The following is a 17,699-nucleotide window of genomic DNA, read 5'->3' on the forward strand; positions in this document are numbered from 1 at the left end:
TGTCCCTAATTAAACGAAAAGCAACAGAGCCAGTACAACGACTGCACCCAAACCTATAGACGCGACATACCAACGCACCTGTCCATTTTCACTGACGGTCAAACCACGATTACTCCAGCGCGCAAGCACCGCCGGGGTATTCATCAGTGAGTTCAGCGGATCACGTTGCAACAGTTTTGCAATCCACAGATACGGGCGGACAAACACGTTATGGTACAGCCAGTCGAAGCCCCACGCATGGAACCACCAGACCGTGAAGAAACGGCCCAATGCACTTTGCGCAATGCTGTTGACCAACTGACGTTTGCCCAAATACAGGAACGCGGCCAATGCTATGCCAATCACCACCAGCACGCCGGAGAAGATTTCCAGCGGCATTTTGCCCTCTTCACCGAAGTGAAGCTCTGGCAATACACCTGCGAGTGGAGGGGTTATCAGCGCGCCAACAAAGGTCGACAGCACCAGCAACACCATCAGCGGCAAGCTATGAGTGATCCCTTTGACCGGATGCGCTTTGGTTTTTGGCTCGCCATGGAACACAATGAAAATCATCCGGAAAGTATACAGCGCGGTGAGGAATGCCCCAACCAGCCCCGCAACCATCAGGTTGATATGGCCGCTGGCCAATGCGCCCCACAGAATTTCGTCTTTACTGTAGAAGCCTGCGGTGACGATTGGCAATGCTGCCAGCGCCGCGCCGCCCACCAGGAAGCAGATATACACCAATGGAATGGTCTTACGCAGACCGCCCATTTTGAAGATATTTTGCTCGTGGTGACAGGCCAGAATGACTGAGCCTGAGGAGAGGAACAGTAACGCTTTGAAGAATGCATGGGTCATCAGGTGGAAGATAGCCGCATCCCACGCTTGAACGCCAAGCGCCAAGAACATGTAGCCAATCTGGCTCATGGTGGAATACGCCAGCACCCGCTTGATGTCGGTTTGTACCAGTGCAGCAAAACCGGCCAACACCAGAGTGACCGCCCCGATAATCCCCACCAGATGCAAGACCTCTGGCGCCATCAGGAACAGGCCGTGAGTACGGGCAATCAGATAGACACCGGCGGTGACCATGGTCGCCGCATGGATAAGCGCGGAAACTGGGGTCGGGCCAGCCATCGCATCGGCCAGCCAGGTTTGTAATGGCAACTGCGCCGACTTACCGACCGCACCACCGAGTAGCATTAGCGTCGCCCAAGTAATGGCCGTTCCGCCCATTTCCAGTTTCTGCGGTGCCAATACCATCAGCTCACGAATGTTTAACGTGCCCAATTCTTGATAAAGGATGAACAGCGCGATAGCCAGGAACACGTCACCCACGCGGGTCACGATAAAGGCTTTCATCGCCGCCGCGCCATTAGCCGGATTGGTGTAGTAGAAACCGATCAGCAGGTAACTGCACAGACCCACGCCTTCCCAACCCAGATACATCAGCATCAGGTTATCCGCCAGCACCAAAACCACCATACTGGCGATAAACAGGTTGGTGTAGGCGAAGAAGCGGGAGTAGCCCTCTTCCCCACGCATATACCAAGAGGCATACATGTGGATCAGGAAGCCCACGCCGGTGACAACAGACAACATGGTCAGCGACAGGCCGTCCAGTGTCAGGGTCAACGGAATGTTGAAAGTGCCGACCGACATCCAGTTCCACAGGGTTTGGTTAAACACCTGAACCCCGGTGGCTTTTTGACTAAGGAAGTCCACGGCAACATACAGTGTGACTAACGCAGTCAGGCCAATCGACCCCACCCCGACTGTGGCGGAGGTATTTTCAGACCAGCGGCCACGGGAGAATGCCAACAGCAAGAAGCCCAGCAGTGGCAGCAGAATTGTTAAATATAATAGGTTCATCCGCGCATCTCACTGACTGTGTCAATATTCAGAGTATGACGGCGACGATACAGCTGTAACAGCAATGCCAGACCAATACTGGCCTCGGCTGCCGCCAGCGTAATCGCCAGGATATACATCACCTGACCGTCAGCCTGCCCCCAAAAACTGCCCGCCACGACAAAAGCGAGCGCCGCTGCGTTGATCATCACTTCAAGGCTTATCAGCATAAACAGCAGGTTGCGACGAATAATCACCCCCGTCAGCCCCAGCACAAACAGAATGGCCGCTAAAATCAGGCCATGTTGTAGAGGGATCATGCTTGTTCCTCCGTTTTTCTTTTCGCGCTGTCACTTGCGCCCAGCACTTCACCCGGCTTGTGCTCACGCCCGATATGGAAAGCAACCACCAGACCGGCCAACAACAGCATTGACGCCAATTCAACCGCCAGCACGTAAGGGCCAAACAAGCTGATACCCACCGCTTTGGCATCGACCATTTCGCCAGTGATACCTTGATGAGTTAACGAGCTAATGGCATAAATCAGTACCGACAGCAGCACCAAGGCCAGTAAGCCCGGGCCAATCCACAAGCTCGGTTTCAGCCAATCGCGCTCTTGTTGCTCGACCTTACCCAGGTTCAGCATCATCACCACGAACACGAACAGCACCATAATGGCACCGGCATAAACGATGATTTCCAACGCACCAGCAAAGTAAGCGCCCAGCGAGAAAAATACCGCCGAGATAGCCAGCAAAGAGATAATCAGGTACAGCAGCGCATGTACCGGGTTGGTGTGAGTGATAACGCGAATAGTCGCCACCACTGCCACCAATGCTGCAATATAAAATGCAAATTCCATGGACGCTGGCTCCTAAGGCATCAGACCTTTAACGTCGATCGGTTTGGCTTCATTTTCGGCTTCGCCTTTCGGCTTGCCGTCAATCGCCATACCGGACATCCGGTAGAAATTATATTCCGGATATTTACCCGGCCCCGAGATCAACAAGTCTTCTTTCTCATACACCAGATCCTGGCGTTTGAACTCACCCATTTCGAAATCCGGCGTCAGCTGGATAGCGGTAGTCGGGCAAGCTTCTTCACACAATCCACAGAAAATGCAGCGGGAGAAGTTGATACGGAAGAACTCCGGATACCAGCGACCATCTTTGTGCTCAGCTTTCTGTAATGAGATACAGCCAACCGGGCAGGCAACCGCACACAGGTTACAAGCAACACAGCGCTCTTCACCGTCGGGGTCGCGCGTCAGCACAATGCGGCCACGATAGCGCGGCGGCAGGTAAACCGGCTCTTCCGGATACATTTGGGTTTCGCGCTTGTGGAAGGCATGAAGGCCAATCATCCACAGGCTGCGCACTTGGGTGCCGAAACCAACCACTAACTCTTTCAACGTCATGGTTCATTCACCCCTTATTGAGCGTTATACAAAATGACCGCGGCAGTCGCCAGCAGATTCAGCAGGGTCAACGGCAGGCAAACTTTCCAGCCGAATGACATCACTTGGTCATAACGTGGGCGCGGCAAGGATGCACGGATCAGAATGAACATCACCATGAAGAAAGCCGTTTTCAGCGCAAACCAGATAAATGGCGGCAAGAACGGGCCTTGCCAACCACCGAAGAACAAGGTGACTATCAGTGCAGAGACAGTCACGATACCGATATATTCACCAACGAAGAACAGACCGAATTTCATACCGGAATATTCAATGTGGTAACCATCGGCCAGTTCTTGTTCAGCTTCTGGCTGGTCAAAGGGATGACGGTGACAAACTGCCACCCCCGCAATAGCAAAGGTCAAGAAACCAAAGAATTGCGGGATAACATTCCAGACGTGTTCCTGAGAGTTAACAATATCCTGCATGTTAAATGAGCCAGCCTGCGCGACCACGCCCATCAAGGACAAGCCGAGGAACACTTCGTAGCTCAGGGTTTGTGCCGAAGCACGCATCGCCCCTAACAGAGAATATTTGTTATTACTGGCCCAGCCGGCGAACAGCACGGCGTAGACCGCCAGCCCCGCCATCATCAGGAAGAACAAAATGCCGATATTAAGGTCTGCAACCGCCCAGGTCGGGCTGACCGGGACGATGGCGAAAGACAGCAGCAGCGAGGTAAAAGCAATCACCGGGGCTAAGGTAAAAATAGCTCGGTCGGAGAAGCGCGGTACCCAGTCTTCTTTGAAGAACATTTTGATCATGTCAGCAACCAGCTGCAATGACCCGCCCCAGCCGACACGGTTTGGTCCGTAACGGTTCTGGAACAAGCCCAGCAAGCGGCGCTCGCCGAAGCTCATAAATGCACCGCAAGTCACCACGACCAGCAGAATCACTACCGCTTTCAGGACAGAGATTAAAATCTCAATCAATTCAGGGGTAAACCAGCTCATAGCACTGCCTCCCGCAGATTCTCAACGCGCGCACCCACCATAATTGGCGGAATACCCGGTAAGCCAAGCGGCAAGCCGACCTGACCCTGAGCCAAGGTTTCACTCAGTCGCACTGGCAGACGCAGAGTCTGACCTGCGCAGTTGAATTCCACCAACGTCCCGAGATTAACCCCGAGACGCGCGGCATCAGCAGGATTGACCATCACATAAGGTGCTGGCATGCGCTGCTGGATGACATCTGAACGCTGAGACATCTCTTCACTACCGAACAGGTGGTAGTAAGGGGCAATTTGCCAGTTTTCAGCATTGGCGGTAAAGGCCGGTGGGACTGAATCGAAGTAACCCAGTGTTCCCTCCCCTGCTTCAATCAGACGCACACCCGGATCACCAAAGCGCAGACTGCCACCCACTTCCGCCTGGAATTTATTCCATGCTTGCGGTGAGTTCCAACCCGGTGCCCAGGCAAATGGGATCTGCTGGCGGTCAGCCAGTGGGCTGTTGTTCCCCTCCATTGAGAAGGCAAACGGCGTGTCGATATCCTGCGGTTGGCGCGGTTCGTGCACACTGATATCCGCGCGCATGGCAGTACGGCCACTGTAACGAATAGGAGAACGCGCCAGTTTCTGACCACGGATACGGAAAGTGGCATCCGGCGCGGCTTCAACAATCCCTTCCAACTGCGGCAATGCGGCAACACAGGCTGCAATCACGTGATCAAGTTGTGTCCAGTCCACATGGCGGCTGGTGTAAGTTGAGTGCAGCGAGTGCAACCAACGCCAGCTTTCCAGCATGATGCTGTTGTTTTCCGGTTTTTTCGGGTCGTCATAATAGGTTGGGTCATAAACCTGGAAGAAGCGCTGAGCGCGGCCCTCCTGATTGACCAGCGTCCCGTCACTTTCAGCAAAGCTAGCTGCTGACAAAATCAAGTTCGCTTTGTCCATGATGGCGGTGCGCTGATGATCAACCACAATCAGGTTGGCGACTTTATCCAGCGCCGCATCAACTTTGTCTTGCGCTGCATGGCGATAGAGATCGTTTTCCATCACGATAACGCTATCAGCGTCACCTTGAGTCAACAACTCCAGCGCTTGATCCAGAGAGCCGCCGCCGATCATGGTCAGGCCCATGCTGTTAGCCGCACTGGCGACAAAAGTAATACCGACGTCAGAACCACGGCCTTTCAGAGCTTTCGCCACGTTAGCTGCGGCTTCAATGATGGCATCGCTGCCCGCATTGCTGCCGGTAATAATCAGTGGCTTCTTCGCACCGGCTAGCGCCTGCACGATGATATCCACTTTACCTTTCAGCTCTTTCGCTAAGTCATCCACTGCTGGCGCGGATTCATCCAATGCATGAGCAATGGCAAAACCTAACCGGGCCTGATCATCCACCGGCGCACGGTAGTTCCACGCCGCGATGTCATCCATGCGAGTGTTATCAACGTTAGTGATAAACAGCGGATGTTTGGCATGCTGGCCAATGTTCATAATGGCGGCAATCTGCCAGTCAGCCACTTTTTGTGCTGCGGCCATTTCACGGGCTTTGCCTTTCACCGCCTGACGGACAGACAGCGCGATACGTGCGCCGGTCTGAGTCAAATCTTCGCCCAGAATCAGTACCGCATCATAACTTTCAATTTCGCGCAGTGACGGCGTATAAACTCCGCCTTCTTGCAGAACTTTCAGCATCAATTGCAGGCGTTGTTGCTCGCTTGCGGCGATACCGGTATAGAAGTTTTCCGCGCCGACCAATTCGCGCAGCGCAAAGTTGCTTTCCAAACTGGCGCGTGGTGAACCGATACCGATGGTTTTCTTCGCCTGACGCAGAATATCTGCAGCAGCGGGCATCGCCTGTTCAGCGTTCAGGTGGATCCAGTCATTGCCACGCAATTGCAGCGGCTGACGTGGGCGGTCTTTGCGGTTGACGTAGCCATAACCAAAACGGCCGCGGTCACACATAAAGTAGTGGTTCACGCTGCCGTTGTAACGGTTTTCGATACGGCGTAATTCACCATAGCGCTCGCCTGGGCTGGTGTTACACCCCACGCTGCACTGTTGGCAGATACTTGGCGCGAACTGCATATCCCATTTACGGTTATAACGCTCGGAATGGGTTTTATCGGTGAATACGCCGGTCGGGCACACTTCTACCAGGTTACCGGAGAACTCGCTTTCCAGCGTGCCGCTCTCGGTGCGACCAAAGTAGACATTATCGTGCGCACCGTAGACGCCAAAGTCAGTGCCATCAGCATAATCTTTGTAGTAACGCACACAGCGATAACAGGCGATACAGCGGTTCATTTCATGGGAAATGAACGGGCCGAGATCCTGATTTTGGTGAGTCCGTTTGCTAAAGCGATAGCGGCGGAAACTGTGGCCGGTCATCACTGTCATATCTTGTAGATGACAGTTACCCCCTTCTTCACAGACCGGGCAATCGTGCGGATGGTTTGTCATCAACCATTCAACCACACTCGCGCGGAACGCTTTGGCTTCGCCGTCATCAATGGAAATAAAGGTTCCATCGGTGGCTGGCGTCATACAAGACATCACCAAACGCCCACGAGTGTCGTCCGCGTTTTGGTATTGCTTTACCGCACATTGGCGGCAAGCGCCGACGCTTCCCAGCGCCGGATGCCAGCAAAAGTAAGGAATATCGAGTCCCAGGGAGAGACAAGCTTGTAACAGGTTGTCGGCCCCGTTTACGTCGTATTCTTTGCCGTCTACATGAATCGTAGCCATAGTCAGCATGCTTCCAAGTGGCTTGCCATAAGGCAAGCGTTAATCAAAAATTCTGGCGGGATGAATGACCGGTTCCGGATAAACGGGACAGATGCATTCATCAGGGCTACCAACGTTGCTTCAATAGGTTATTCGGTTGAATACCGGCTATGGCTTGGGTGTTGCCATAGTCTTTCGCTGCGATCCCGGCTTCGAATTCTTCCCGGAAATATTTGATCGCGCTTTGTAGTGGTTCAACCGCGCCCGGCGCGTGAGCACAGAAGGTTTTACCCGGCCCCAAGAAACGGCAAAGCTGTTCCAGCGTCTCGATGTCGCCCGGCTGACCTTCACCGCGCTCCAGTGCTCGCAGGATCTTCACGCTCCATGGCAAACCATCGCGGCAAGGCGTACACCAGCCACAGGATTCACGGGCGAAAAACTCTTCCAGATTACGCACCAACGGCACCATACCGATTTCGTGGTCGACGGCCATTGCTAACGCAGTCCCTAAACGACTGCCCGCTTTAGCAATATTTTCGAAGTCCATCGGCAAATCCAGGTGGTCGGCGGTCAGGAAGTCAGTGCCCGCACCACCCGGCTGCCAGGCTTTAAATTTCAAGCCATCGCGCATGCCACCGGCATAATCTTCCAGAATTTCACGGGCGCTGATACCAAATGGCAATTCCCACAAACCCGGATTTTTCACCCGACCGGAGAAGCCCATCAGTTTGGTACCGGCATCGTTACTTTTACCGGCGGTAATCCCCTGATACCACTCCACACCATGCTCAAGAATGGCCGGAACGTTACACAGAGTTTCCACGTTATTCACGCAAGTTGGTTTCCCCCAAACACCAGAAGATGCGGGGAAAGGCGGCTTGGAACGTGGGTTGGCACGGCGGCCTTCCAGCGAGTTAATCAATGCGGTTTCTTCACCGCAGATATAACGCCCAGCCCCAGTATGAACAATCAGCTCAAAATCAAAGCCGCTGCCCATGATGTTTTTGCCAAGCAGTCCCGCTTCAGTGGCCTCGGCAATCGCACGGCGCAAGTGAACGGCGGCCTCGATATATTCGCCACGCAGGAAGATGTAACCGCGGTAAGCTTTCAGCGCAAACGCACTGATAAGCATCCCTTCCACCAGCAGATGCGGCAATTGCTCCATCAGCAGGCGGTCTTTATAGGTACCCGGTTCCATCTCATCGGCGTTACACAGCAGATAGCGGATGTTCATGCTTTCGTCTTTTGGCATCAAGCTCCACTTCAAACCCGTGGAAAAGCCCGCACCGCCACGCCCTTTCAGACCCGCGTCTTTGACCAAGCTAACAACATCAGGTGCAGCCATGCCTTTTAAGGCTTTTTCAGCACCGACATAGCCGTTTTTGCTGCGATATTCATCCAACCATACGGGTTGTTTGTCATCGCGCAAACGCCAGGTCAGCGGGTGCATTTCCGGCGTGCGAATAATCTCTTTATGAAACCCCGTGGCTTTGGTAAGACCTGAATTAATTGTCATGGATATTGCTCCAGTAACTTCTCAATATCTTCAGGTTTCAGGTGGCTGTGTGTATCGTCGTCGATCATCATGGTCGGGCCACGATCACAGTTACCCAAGCAGCAAGTTGGCAGCAGTGTAAAACGGCCATCAAAGGTCGTCTGACCTGGCTGAATGCTGAGTTTTTTCGAAATCGCGGCTTGGATCCCCTGATAACCGGTGATGTGGCACACCACGCTGTCACAGTAACGGATCACATGGCGTCCAACAGGTTGGCGGAAGATCTGGCTGTAGAATGTCGCGACACCTTCAACATCACTGGCCGGGATACCCAGCACTTCAGCAATGGCATGAATCGCCCCATCCGGTACCCAACCGCGTTGTTTCTGCACAATTTTCAGTGCTTCTATCGACGCGGCGCGGGCATCTTCGTAATGGTGCTTTTCATGTTCGATAGCATCACGTTCTTCAGCGCTCAATTCGAAAACTTCAGCTGTGATGGCTGGTTCAGCCGCATTGACTGCCAGATTCGCCACATTTTGGCTTTCGTTACTCACCTGAGTCTCTTTTTGATCACTCATAATTAGCGGTCCACATCAGACATTACAAAATCGATACTGCCCAGATAGACGATCAGGTCAGATACCAGGCTGCCACGGATAACCGATGGGATCTGCTGCAAATGGGCATAGCTTGGCGTGCGTATCCGAGTGCGATAGCTCATGGTGCTGGCGTCACTGGTCAGATAGTAGCTGTTGATCCCTTTGGTCGCTTCAACCATTTGGAATGATTCGTTAGCTGGCATCACTGGACCCCATGAAACTTGCAGGAAGTGAGTAATCAGCGTTTCGATATGTTGAAGCGTACGTTCTTTCGGTGGCGGAGTCGTGAGTGGGTGGTCGGCCTTGAATGGGCCTTCTGGCATGTTTTTATAACATTGCTCCAGAATGCGCAGGCTTTGACGCAATTCCTCCACTTTCAACATCACGCGGTCATAACAGTCGCCGTTGTTGCCGACTGGCACTTCGAAATCAAAGTTTTCGTAGCCGGAGTATGGACGCCATTTACGCACATCAAACTCAACGCCAGTAGCACGCAAGCCAGCACCGGTCACACCCCATTCCAATGCTTCTTTGGAATTGTAGGCAGCAACACCGATAGAACGCCCTTTCAGGATACTGTTCTGCAATGCAGCTTTGACGTAGGAATCAAGGCGTTTTGGCATCCAGTCAAGGAAGTCACGCAGCAAACGTTCCCAGCCACGCGGCAGGTCATGTGCAACACCGCCAATACGGAACCAAGCCGGGTGCATACGGAAACCAGTGATTGCTTCCACTAAATCGTATACTTTCTGCCGATCGGTAAAGGCAAAGAACACCGGCGTCATTGCACCGACGTCTTGGATGAAAGTACTGATGTACAGTAAGTGACTGTTGATACGGAATAACTCGGACAGCATAACGCGGATGGTTTTAACGCGATCCGGCACTTCAATGCCCGCCAGTTTTTCAACTGCCAGCACGTAAGGCATTTCGTTAACACAGCCGCCAAGGTATTCAATACGGTCGGTATAAGGAATGTAGCTGTGCCAAGACTGGCGCTCGCCCATCTTCTCCGCACCACGGTGGTGGTAACCTACATCCGGCACACAGTCGACAATCTCTTCACCATCAAGCTGCAACACGATACGGAACGCACCGTGTGAAGAGGGGTGGTTTGGGCCGAGGTTAAGGAACATAAAGTCCTCGTTTTCGGTCCCGCGCTTCATACCCCAATCTTCAGGTTTGAAAGTCAGTGACTCCATTTCTAGATCTTCTTTCTGCTTGGTCAGCACAAAGGGATCAAACTCGGTAGCACGAGCGGGATAGTCTTTTCGCAGCGGGTGGCCTTCCCAGCTCTGCGGCATCATGATGCGCGTCAGATGCGGGTGACCATCAAAGGTAATACCGAACATTTCCCAAGTTTCGCGCTCATACCAGTTGGCATTAGGGAAAATCTTGGTCGCTGTGGACACGTGCAAGTCTTTTTCAGACAGTGCCACTTTCAGCATGATGTCGCGGTTGCGCTCGATGGAAAGCAGATGATAGAAAACAGAAAAATCCGCAGCAGGGAGACCCTGGCGGTGAGTACGAAGGCGCTCATCTACACCATGCAGGTCAAACAGCATGACATACGGCTTCGGTTGTTTTCTCAGGAACGTCATTACTTCCAGCAATTGTTCACGCTTCACCCATACCACGGGCATACCGGTACGAGTGGCTTGAACAACAAAGGCCTCTGGCCCAAAACGGTTCGACAGTTCACCAATCACCGGGTCATCAAGATGGTCTCGGGTCTGCCATGCTGGCTGGGTGCTGTCGGACGTCGTTAAATCGGTCATTATTTATTCACCACACTGTTTTTTCACCACACTGAATGTGTCATTTTGTGGTTATTTGCCGCACACATGTTCTGGAAGAAAAACGGGTCTCTCCAAAAACAAATCACTTACGCACCAAAATCTTGCGCCTAAAGGCAATATTAGATTTCGTCAGGTGTACGCAGGTTAGTTACTGCAATTCGTTCAGCATGCTTACGTTCTCTTTCTGGCTGCATATTGGCGCGATAAACACCTTGATCACCCACAACCCAAGAGAGAGGACGGCGCTCTTTACCGATAGATTCCTGTAGCAACAACAATGCTTGCATATAGGCTTCTGGGCGCGGTGGACAGCCAGGGATGTACACATCTACTGGCAGGAATTTATCCACACCTTGTACTACAGAATAGATATCGTACATGCCGCCGGAGTTGGCACAGGCACCCATGGAAATGACCCATTTTGGTTCTAGCATTTGTTCATACAAACGCTGAATAACTGGGGCCATTTTAGTAAAGCAGGTACCGGCCACGACCATGAAATCGGCCTGGCGCGGGGAGGCACGCAATACTTCGGCACCGAAACGTGCCACGTCATGTACGGCAGTGAACGAGGTCACCATCTCGACATAACAACAGGAAAGACCGAAGTTATACGGCCAAAGAGAGTTCTTACGCCCCCAGTTCACCATGTCATGCATGGCATGCTCAAGTTTACCCATGTAAACACTACGGTGGACATGTTGCTCGAGAGGATCGCCGCTGACGGTTTCCTGAGTTTGCAGGGGGTAACGGTCATTCTCACCGTTAGGGTCTATGCGGGTGAGCGTATAGTCCATGTTAATGCCTCGCTGTATTTATTGACCACTATACCTTTTGTACTTGAAGCCACAGGGTGGTTAGCTGTGCGCCCTCACCTGATAAGTTTACCTAGGTAAGCTTATCGGGGTTCGCTCGCTTGCTGCCGACCTGCAACATCAATTTCTTTGGGTATATCTTGCGGATGACTGCTGGCGTATCTGACTATGCTCGGTTTGCTCACGCGGCGGTTAGAACGCGTAGGAGTCCAATCTAGAGCGCCAATACGCACCAGATAAACCAAACCAGCCAAGAGCACCAAAATGAAAATGGTTGCTTCGATAAAGCCTATCCAGCCACTCTCTCGGATAGAGATTGACCACGCATACAGATACAAGGCTTCAACATCGAAAATAACAAAGAACATCGCGACCAGGTAAAATTTAGCAGACAGGCGCATGCGCGCGGAGCCTACTGAATCAATACCCGACTCATAAGGGACGTTTTTGGCGCGGGCCCGAGCTCTCCCGCCCAGAAAGAACGCACCTAGCAGCATCAAACCGCACAGCCCGATAGCGCCGATCAGGAATACAGCAAACGCCCAATGATGAGCGATAACTTCAGTGGTTGTTGACATACTCATTGCTTACTCATCAAAAGTGGCGTCGAACATCCTGCTCTTGTGTTGGCAGTTAGTGCACCACATCGATTCAAAGGGAAGGATAAAAACCACACAAAACACACTGTCTTTACAACTGTTTAGCCAGTGTTTTACTGTGGGCTTTTTACTCCTTTCAGTAACCTTTTGTCAACTTTGACAAAAGTAACTACAGATTAATTTACAAACGCACGATCTTACTTAACAATTGGTGCGAACCTGTAAGCTAAATCGAGTCAGTAATTTGTTAAGTCAGAACATACACATATAAACCAATGTGGATGTTTCGTTATAACTATACCATTGTCTCAGGAATAACCGGTTCTTCCACTCACTAGCTAGGGGTATTTTTTTGATCCAGAACACGTTTTGAGTGTTATTTCATAAATATTCGGCACGAAAAGTTTCATTTGTTTATTTAAAATAAATGAAACGGTGTTTTATTAAAAAATACATTTTTAATAAAAAAAGCGATATTAACCACTAATTTAATAAGGCTTATGACTGTTGTCCGTGGCAGAAAAACCTCTATAAGTAAAATAAAACGACGTTTTACTCATGAAATTAAACTTAAAGTGATAAAAAAGGGGTTTTCATAAAAATGAAAATAAAAAAAGCCCCTAAAATAAGGGGCTTATGATAATTTATGTAAACAGAAACTTAATTTTGATCGTCTATTACATAATCAGAATTAAGCATTAAATCCACACCGGACTGCAAACCATGTTGATGACCAGTCTGCATAGCGTCGAAAATGGCCAAGGCCAATTCATTACCGCACCCACTGACTTTGCATAATGAATAATGGGTTTCAGGCAGGCGAGGTAGCCCTTCTATTTCACCCAATACGCGCAAATCAGGGCTCATCATCTCTATCGGTCTGGCGGTCACACCCAGCCCTGCTCTCACTGCTGCACGGATGGCAGAAAGTGAAGAGGCAACATAGGCAATACGCCATGCTATACCGGCTCTGGTCAAATACTCTATTGCCATATCACGGAATGGACTTGGCTCATCCATAACGACTAAAGGTACTGATTCGCCGGGCTGGAACTGATAATCGGCAGAACAATACCAAAGCGTCGGTGATGTTCTTAAAATCACATGAGGGTGGTTGTCGACCTTAGCGGTGGTAATAGCCAGGTCAACTTCGCCATGACTCAGCATGTCAGCAATGAGTGGGCTACGTTTTACCCGCACATCGATAGCCAGTCGAGGATAGAGCGTCGCCACTCGGTTTAGCAGGAAAGGCAACAGTGTATCGGCAGTATCATCAGATGCGCCGATAATAAGTGACCCTTCTACATTGCTATACATCAGCGACGTACAAGCTTCATCGTTGAAACGTAATATTTTTCTAGCATAGCCAAGTAACTGGAGACCATGTTCAGTGAGTAATTTGTTACGCCCGTGACGGGCAAATAACTCCTTACCAACCAACTGTTCTAACCGTTGCATTTGTTGGCTAACTGCTGATTGAGTTCGACAAACCGCTGCCGCAGCAGAGGCAAAAGTATTCAAGTCAGCAACAGCTACAAAGGTTCTAAGCAGATCGAGGTCGAGATTAATTATCGGACGATTTGCATTTGTCATAGTGTATTCTTCACTTTTTTGAATTCTAATTACAAACTACCCTGGTGTTTAAGTATTAGCGCCATCAATAAGGAACAACGCTAAGTATGACAGTACCCCACTCATTAGAGTAGGGCAAAAAATTTACTTATATTTCGTTACCGCTATCTCTTTTTAAAAAAACTATTGGCGAAACTCTGTATTTGTTTGTGGATATGATCATAAAAATTCGCTAAATCTTCGATAAATGAAGATTTTTTCCTTTAGAAACTCTGATTTTTTGAAACATTTATAAAGCGGAAAAAACCCACTTTAAATAAATCATCCAGATTTACCCTCCATAAAATATTAAAAACATCAATATTTTCTTGGCTGATTTTTTTATTTAATTTAGTAATTTCAAACATTAACATTTAACAATCGATAAGCCACTACAAGGATAACATTAGACATTCTTAATAGTTTTCCTATTTACAAATCTGGCTTTCTGCGCCCCACTATATATGTATGATGATATAAACTGTTGAATTCAGATCCTAACCATTAAAACTCAACGTGATTGGATGCCAATATTTTCCATATCCGTCTGTCTTCATACAATAAAAAAACGGACCTTATTTTATTGATAACTATTTTTTGCTGATACCCGCAGACGCCAAACTCTGTCAGAAAAAACTTCAGGCAAACTCATCAATCAAACATCACCAGACCGGTTTGACGACAAAAAACATCCGCCATACCCCGGCACTTTTCACCTGGAAGCCACTTGCATTAACGATGTATATAAACTCTAAATAACTCGAGTTGTAGGAAAGCGGTAAACGAACAAATCCCGCTGAGTTGACGCCAGTCAATAATTCGGGTTACAAACCTGCCTGGAGCAGAATTGAACGCTGTTCGCAGCGGCCTCAACGAGACGAGCCCCATGAACGGGTGAGTAATGAGAGTAGCCAGTACACATTCAGTTTGTAGTATGACGAGTATAGAGCTTCAAAAATCAACGGCGTCGGAGTACATTGAACACCTTGCCGTGTTCTACGCGAGGACACGCTTTTACCAGCAAAAGGCTCAATTTTTTATGTCCCCCATTGAGAAATCCAGCAAACTGGACAACGTCTGTTACGACATTCGTGGCCCAGTGCTAAAAGAAGCTAAGCGTCTTGAAGAAGAAGGTAACAAGGTTCTGAAACTGAACATCGGCAACCCTGCCCCGTTTGGTTTCGATGCACCAGATGAAATTCTGGTGGATGTGATCCGTAATTTGCCGACTGCACAGGGCTATTGCGACTCCAAAGGCCTATATTCGGCGCGCAAAGCCATTATGCAGCACTATCAGGCTCGCAATATGCGCGACCTAACAGTGGAGGATATCTACATTGGGAATGGCGTTTCTGAGCTAATCGTGCAATCCATGCAAGCATTGTTGAACCTTGGCGATGAAATGCTGGTACCCGCCCCGGACTATCCGTTATGGACGGCGGCAGTGTCGCTTTCAAGCGGCAAAGCTGTGCATTATATGTGTGATGAAGAATCAGGCTGGTTCCCTGATTTAGATGATATCCGCAGTAAAATCACCCCCCGTACTCGCGGGATAGTGATTATCAACCCAAATAACCCCACAGGCGCGGTCTACAGCAAAGAGCTGTTGCTGGAAATTGTCGAAATCGCCCGCCAGAATGACCTGATTATTTTTGCCGATGAAATCTACGATAAGATTTTATACGATGAAGCTCAGCATCATTCGATTGCCGCATTGGCACCTGATTTACTGACGGTGACCTTCAATGGTTTGTCCAAAACTTATCGCGTTGCCGGTTTCCGTCAGGGCTGGATGGTATTGAATGGGCCGAAGAAGCATGCCAAAGGTTACATTGAAGGTTTGGAAATGCTGGCATCCATGCGCTTGTGCGCCAACGTGCCAATGCAGCATGCCATCCAAACAGCACTGGGAGGCTATCAAAGCATCAGTGAATTTATACAACCGGGTGGGCGTTTATATGAACAACGCGACCGCGCCTGGGAACTCATCAACCAGATCCCCGGAGTTTCCTGCGTAAAACCCCAGGGCGCACTGTATATGTTCCCGCGCATTGATCAGAAAAAATTCAATCTGAAAGACGATCAGAAATTGGTATTGGACCTGCTGTTGCAGGAAAAAGTCTTGTTGGTGCAAGGCAGTGCCTTTAACTGGCCGTATCCCGACCATGTGCGAATTGTGACCTTACCGCGCGTGGATGAGTTGGAGATGGCCGTTGGTAAACTGGGGCGCTTCCTGGAAAACTATCACCAATAATTGCTTGTATAAATAGTGAGATAATGACAAATAATATTGAGACTTAACCAAAATATTATTTGTCATAAATATTTTTATCTAGCTAAATATTCACTTTATATCATCTTGGAATATACCCAACATTGAGTGTGGAATAGTTAAATAACTCATCTACACTAGTTAGACTCATTCAATAAATGAGTTTAATAGACTTGAATAGTATCGATAAAATCTCTATGTATTCTATATTTAGAATACAGGACACAACACACCAAATTTACCATGCATACCATGAACATCATGCATATAGAATATAGACAAGGTGAATATTATGACTTATATAAAATCGATATCTCTATGTGGTTTATTGCTCTCGGCCATCCTTATAACGGCTCCTATCACTGGGCATGCTGATATGTACCAGGCACAACAACCTGACTTTTGTACTAAACCCGTGGAATCATGGGGTGTACATGATGTACTGATGGCTCCGTTTAGAGGGTTTATGTTGATATTTAGTCGCTCATGTGACTAAAGAAATCATAATCGCTCTGTAGTTAACACCTATTCAAGTCTATTTAATGATTTTTCAAAAATAAATCTGGGATCAATAATATAAAAGGTCATATTATTTTAATTACATCCGTAGAAATGAATATTTATAAGAGTAACTTATAGGAATCATCAGTTATATATTACTGGGCAATTAACTTGTATTACCGGCAAGATGGTCAGAAAGTGAAATTCAACAATCAGTCAATGGATTTAGATGTGCGCAACCACTCCACTGCAACTTCAAGCACGATGGGTATATAATGTCGCCACTGAGCCATCTCGGCATCCTATAGTTGCCGACAGAAAACTGAGATTAACATGAGCCACTTTTTTGCCCACCTATCCCGTTTGAAGCTGATTAATCGTTGGCCACTGATGCGCAATGTTCGCACTGAAAACGTTTCTGAGCACAGTTTGCAAGTGGCCTTTGTCGCTCATGCACTGGCTATCATTAAGAACCGAAAATTTAATGGCAATCTCAATGCTGACCGTATCGCGCTGCTGGCGATGTATCACGATGCCAGTGAAGTGATAACCGGCGATTTACCCACCCCTATCAAGTATTACAATCCTCAGATTGCCCATGAATACAAGAAGATAGAAAAAGTCGCTCAGCAAAAACTGATTGAAATGCTGCCAGAAGAGTTACAGCACGATTTTCGCTGTCTGTTGGATGAGCATTATTATAGTGAAGAAGAAAAAGCGTTGGTTAAACAAGCTGATGCGCTATGCGCTTATCTAAAATGTTTAGAAGAATTATCCGCCGGTAATAATGAGTTTATTCAAGCTAAAGCGCGGTTAGAGAAAACTCTCGCCATGCGCCAAAGCCCGGAAATGGATTACTTTATGGAAGTCTTCGTCCCCAGCTTTAGCCTGTCACTGGATGAAATCAGCCTCGATTCACTGGATTGAAGTCAATTTTTAAAAGCACATTTGAGCTGCCGAATGAAGAGTATAGGCAAGGAAAACGGGCAGGACGCCCGTTTTAGGCGTCACGCGCTTGTGACCCCTTTGGCGGTTGAGGCACC

At 49.2% G+C, this 17,699-nt stretch carries 14 protein-coding genes; 2 read left to right on the top strand and 12 right to left on the bottom strand.

What is annotated here, in order from left to right; translation table 11 throughout:
* Positions 1 to 9 precede the first annotated feature (9 nt).
* The 12 genes from nuoL to rovM all read right to left on the bottom strand — a co-directional run bounded on the left by nuoL (position 10) and on the right by rovM (position 13,865).
* The gene (gene nuoL / locus OP863_RS13365; RefSeq protein WP_265525395.1) at positions 10 to 1,854 is read right to left on the bottom strand and encodes an NADH-quinone oxidoreductase subunit L; all 1,845 of its coding nucleotides are present in this window, start codon (positions 1,852 to 1,854) and stop codon (positions 10 to 12) included.
* Entirely contained in the window at positions 1,851 to 2,153 is a 303-nt protein-coding gene (nuoK, locus tag OP863_RS13370) for an NADH-quinone oxidoreductase subunit NuoK (RefSeq protein ID WP_265525396.1), read from the bottom strand. Before nuoK ends, nuoL begins: the two co-directional genes overlap by 4 nt.
* The gene (gene nuoJ, locus OP863_RS13375) at positions 2,150 to 2,695 is read right to left on the bottom strand and encodes an NADH-quinone oxidoreductase subunit J (protein ID WP_038631828.1); all 546 of its coding nucleotides are present in this window, start codon (positions 2,693 to 2,695) and stop codon (positions 2,150 to 2,152) included. The genes nuoK and nuoJ overlap by 4 nt, the downstream gene beginning before the upstream one ends.
* Positions 2,696 to 2,707: 12 nt before the next feature.
* A complete protein-coding gene (gene nuoI, locus OP863_RS13380) occupies positions 2,708 to 3,250 on the bottom strand; it encodes an NADH-quinone oxidoreductase subunit NuoI (protein WP_038631826.1) in 543 nt (180 codons plus the stop codon).
* A gap of 14 nt (positions 3,251 to 3,264) precedes the next feature.
* Positions 3,265 to 4,242 (bottom strand): NADH-quinone oxidoreductase subunit NuoH, encoded by a 978-nt coding sequence (gene nuoH / locus OP863_RS13385; RefSeq protein ID WP_002210274.1) that lies wholly within the window; start codon positions 4,240 to 4,242, stop codon positions 3,265 to 3,267.
* The gene (gene nuoG, locus OP863_RS13390) at positions 4,239 to 6,983 is read right to left on the bottom strand and encodes an NADH-quinone oxidoreductase subunit NuoG (protein ID WP_145587811.1); all 2,745 of its coding nucleotides are present in this window, start codon (positions 6,981 to 6,983) and stop codon (positions 4,239 to 4,241) included. Before nuoG ends, nuoH begins: the two co-directional genes overlap by 4 nt.
* A gap of 106 nt (positions 6,984 to 7,089) precedes the next feature.
* On the bottom strand, positions 7,090 to 8,478 hold the full coding sequence (gene nuoF, locus OP863_RS13395) for an NADH-quinone oxidoreductase subunit NuoF (protein WP_071841791.1): 1,389 nt from the start codon (positions 8,476 to 8,478) through the stop codon (positions 7,090 to 7,092).
* Positions 8,475 to 9,038 carry an NADH-quinone oxidoreductase subunit NuoE gene (nuoE, locus tag OP863_RS13400; RefSeq protein WP_038631822.1) on the bottom strand — a complete coding sequence of 188 codons (564 nt, stop codon included), beginning with the start codon at positions 9,036 to 9,038 and terminating at the stop codon, positions 8,475 to 8,477. Before nuoE ends, nuoF begins: the two co-directional genes overlap by 4 nt.
* Before the next feature lie 2 nt (positions 9,039 to 9,040).
* Complete coding sequence (gene nuoC / locus OP863_RS13405) at positions 9,041 to 10,837, bottom strand: NADH-quinone oxidoreductase subunit C/D (protein ID WP_038631820.1); 1,797 nt, start codon at positions 10,835 to 10,837, stop codon at positions 9,041 to 9,043.
* A gap of 140 nt (positions 10,838 to 10,977) precedes the next feature.
* Positions 10,978 to 11,655, bottom strand: coding sequence for a NuoB/complex I 20 kDa subunit family protein (locus OP863_RS13410; protein WP_038631819.1), 678 nt, complete (start codon positions 11,653 to 11,655; stop codon positions 10,978 to 10,980).
* A gap of 101 nt (positions 11,656 to 11,756) precedes the next feature.
* Positions 11,757 to 12,257 carry an NADH-quinone oxidoreductase subunit NuoA gene (gene nuoA, locus OP863_RS13415; RefSeq protein ID WP_038631817.1) on the bottom strand — a complete coding sequence of 167 codons (501 nt, stop codon included), beginning with the start codon at positions 12,255 to 12,257 and terminating at the stop codon, positions 11,757 to 11,759.
* A 675-nt stretch (positions 12,258 to 12,932) separates the two neighbouring features.
* On the bottom strand, positions 12,933 to 13,865 hold the full coding sequence (gene rovM, locus OP863_RS13420; protein ID WP_145587813.1) for a virulence transcriptional regulator RovM: 933 nt from the start codon (positions 13,863 to 13,865) through the stop codon (positions 12,933 to 12,935).
* Between the two features lie 1,057 nt (positions 13,866 to 14,922).
* Between rovM and OP863_RS13425 the strand changes: the two genes are divergently transcribed.
* Positions 14,923 to 16,137: a pyridoxal phosphate-dependent aminotransferase gene (locus OP863_RS13425; protein ID WP_038631813.1), complete on the top strand. Its 1,215-nt coding sequence runs from the start codon at positions 14,923 to 14,925 to the stop codon at positions 16,135 to 16,137.
* A gap of 852 nt (positions 16,138 to 16,989) precedes the next feature.
* The gene (yfbR, locus tag OP863_RS13430; RefSeq protein ID WP_038631811.1) at positions 16,990 to 17,583 is read left to right on the top strand and encodes a 5'-deoxynucleotidase; all 594 of its coding nucleotides are present in this window, start codon (positions 16,990 to 16,992) and stop codon (positions 17,581 to 17,583) included.
* Positions 17,584 to 17,699 lie beyond the last annotated feature (116 nt).

Origin of the sequence: Yersinia sp. SCPM-O-B-9106 (C-191), assembly GCF_026183365.1 — a bacterium.
GTDB classification, from domain to species: Bacteria; Pseudomonadota; Gammaproteobacteria; order Enterobacterales; family Enterobacteriaceae; genus Yersinia; species Yersinia rochesterensis.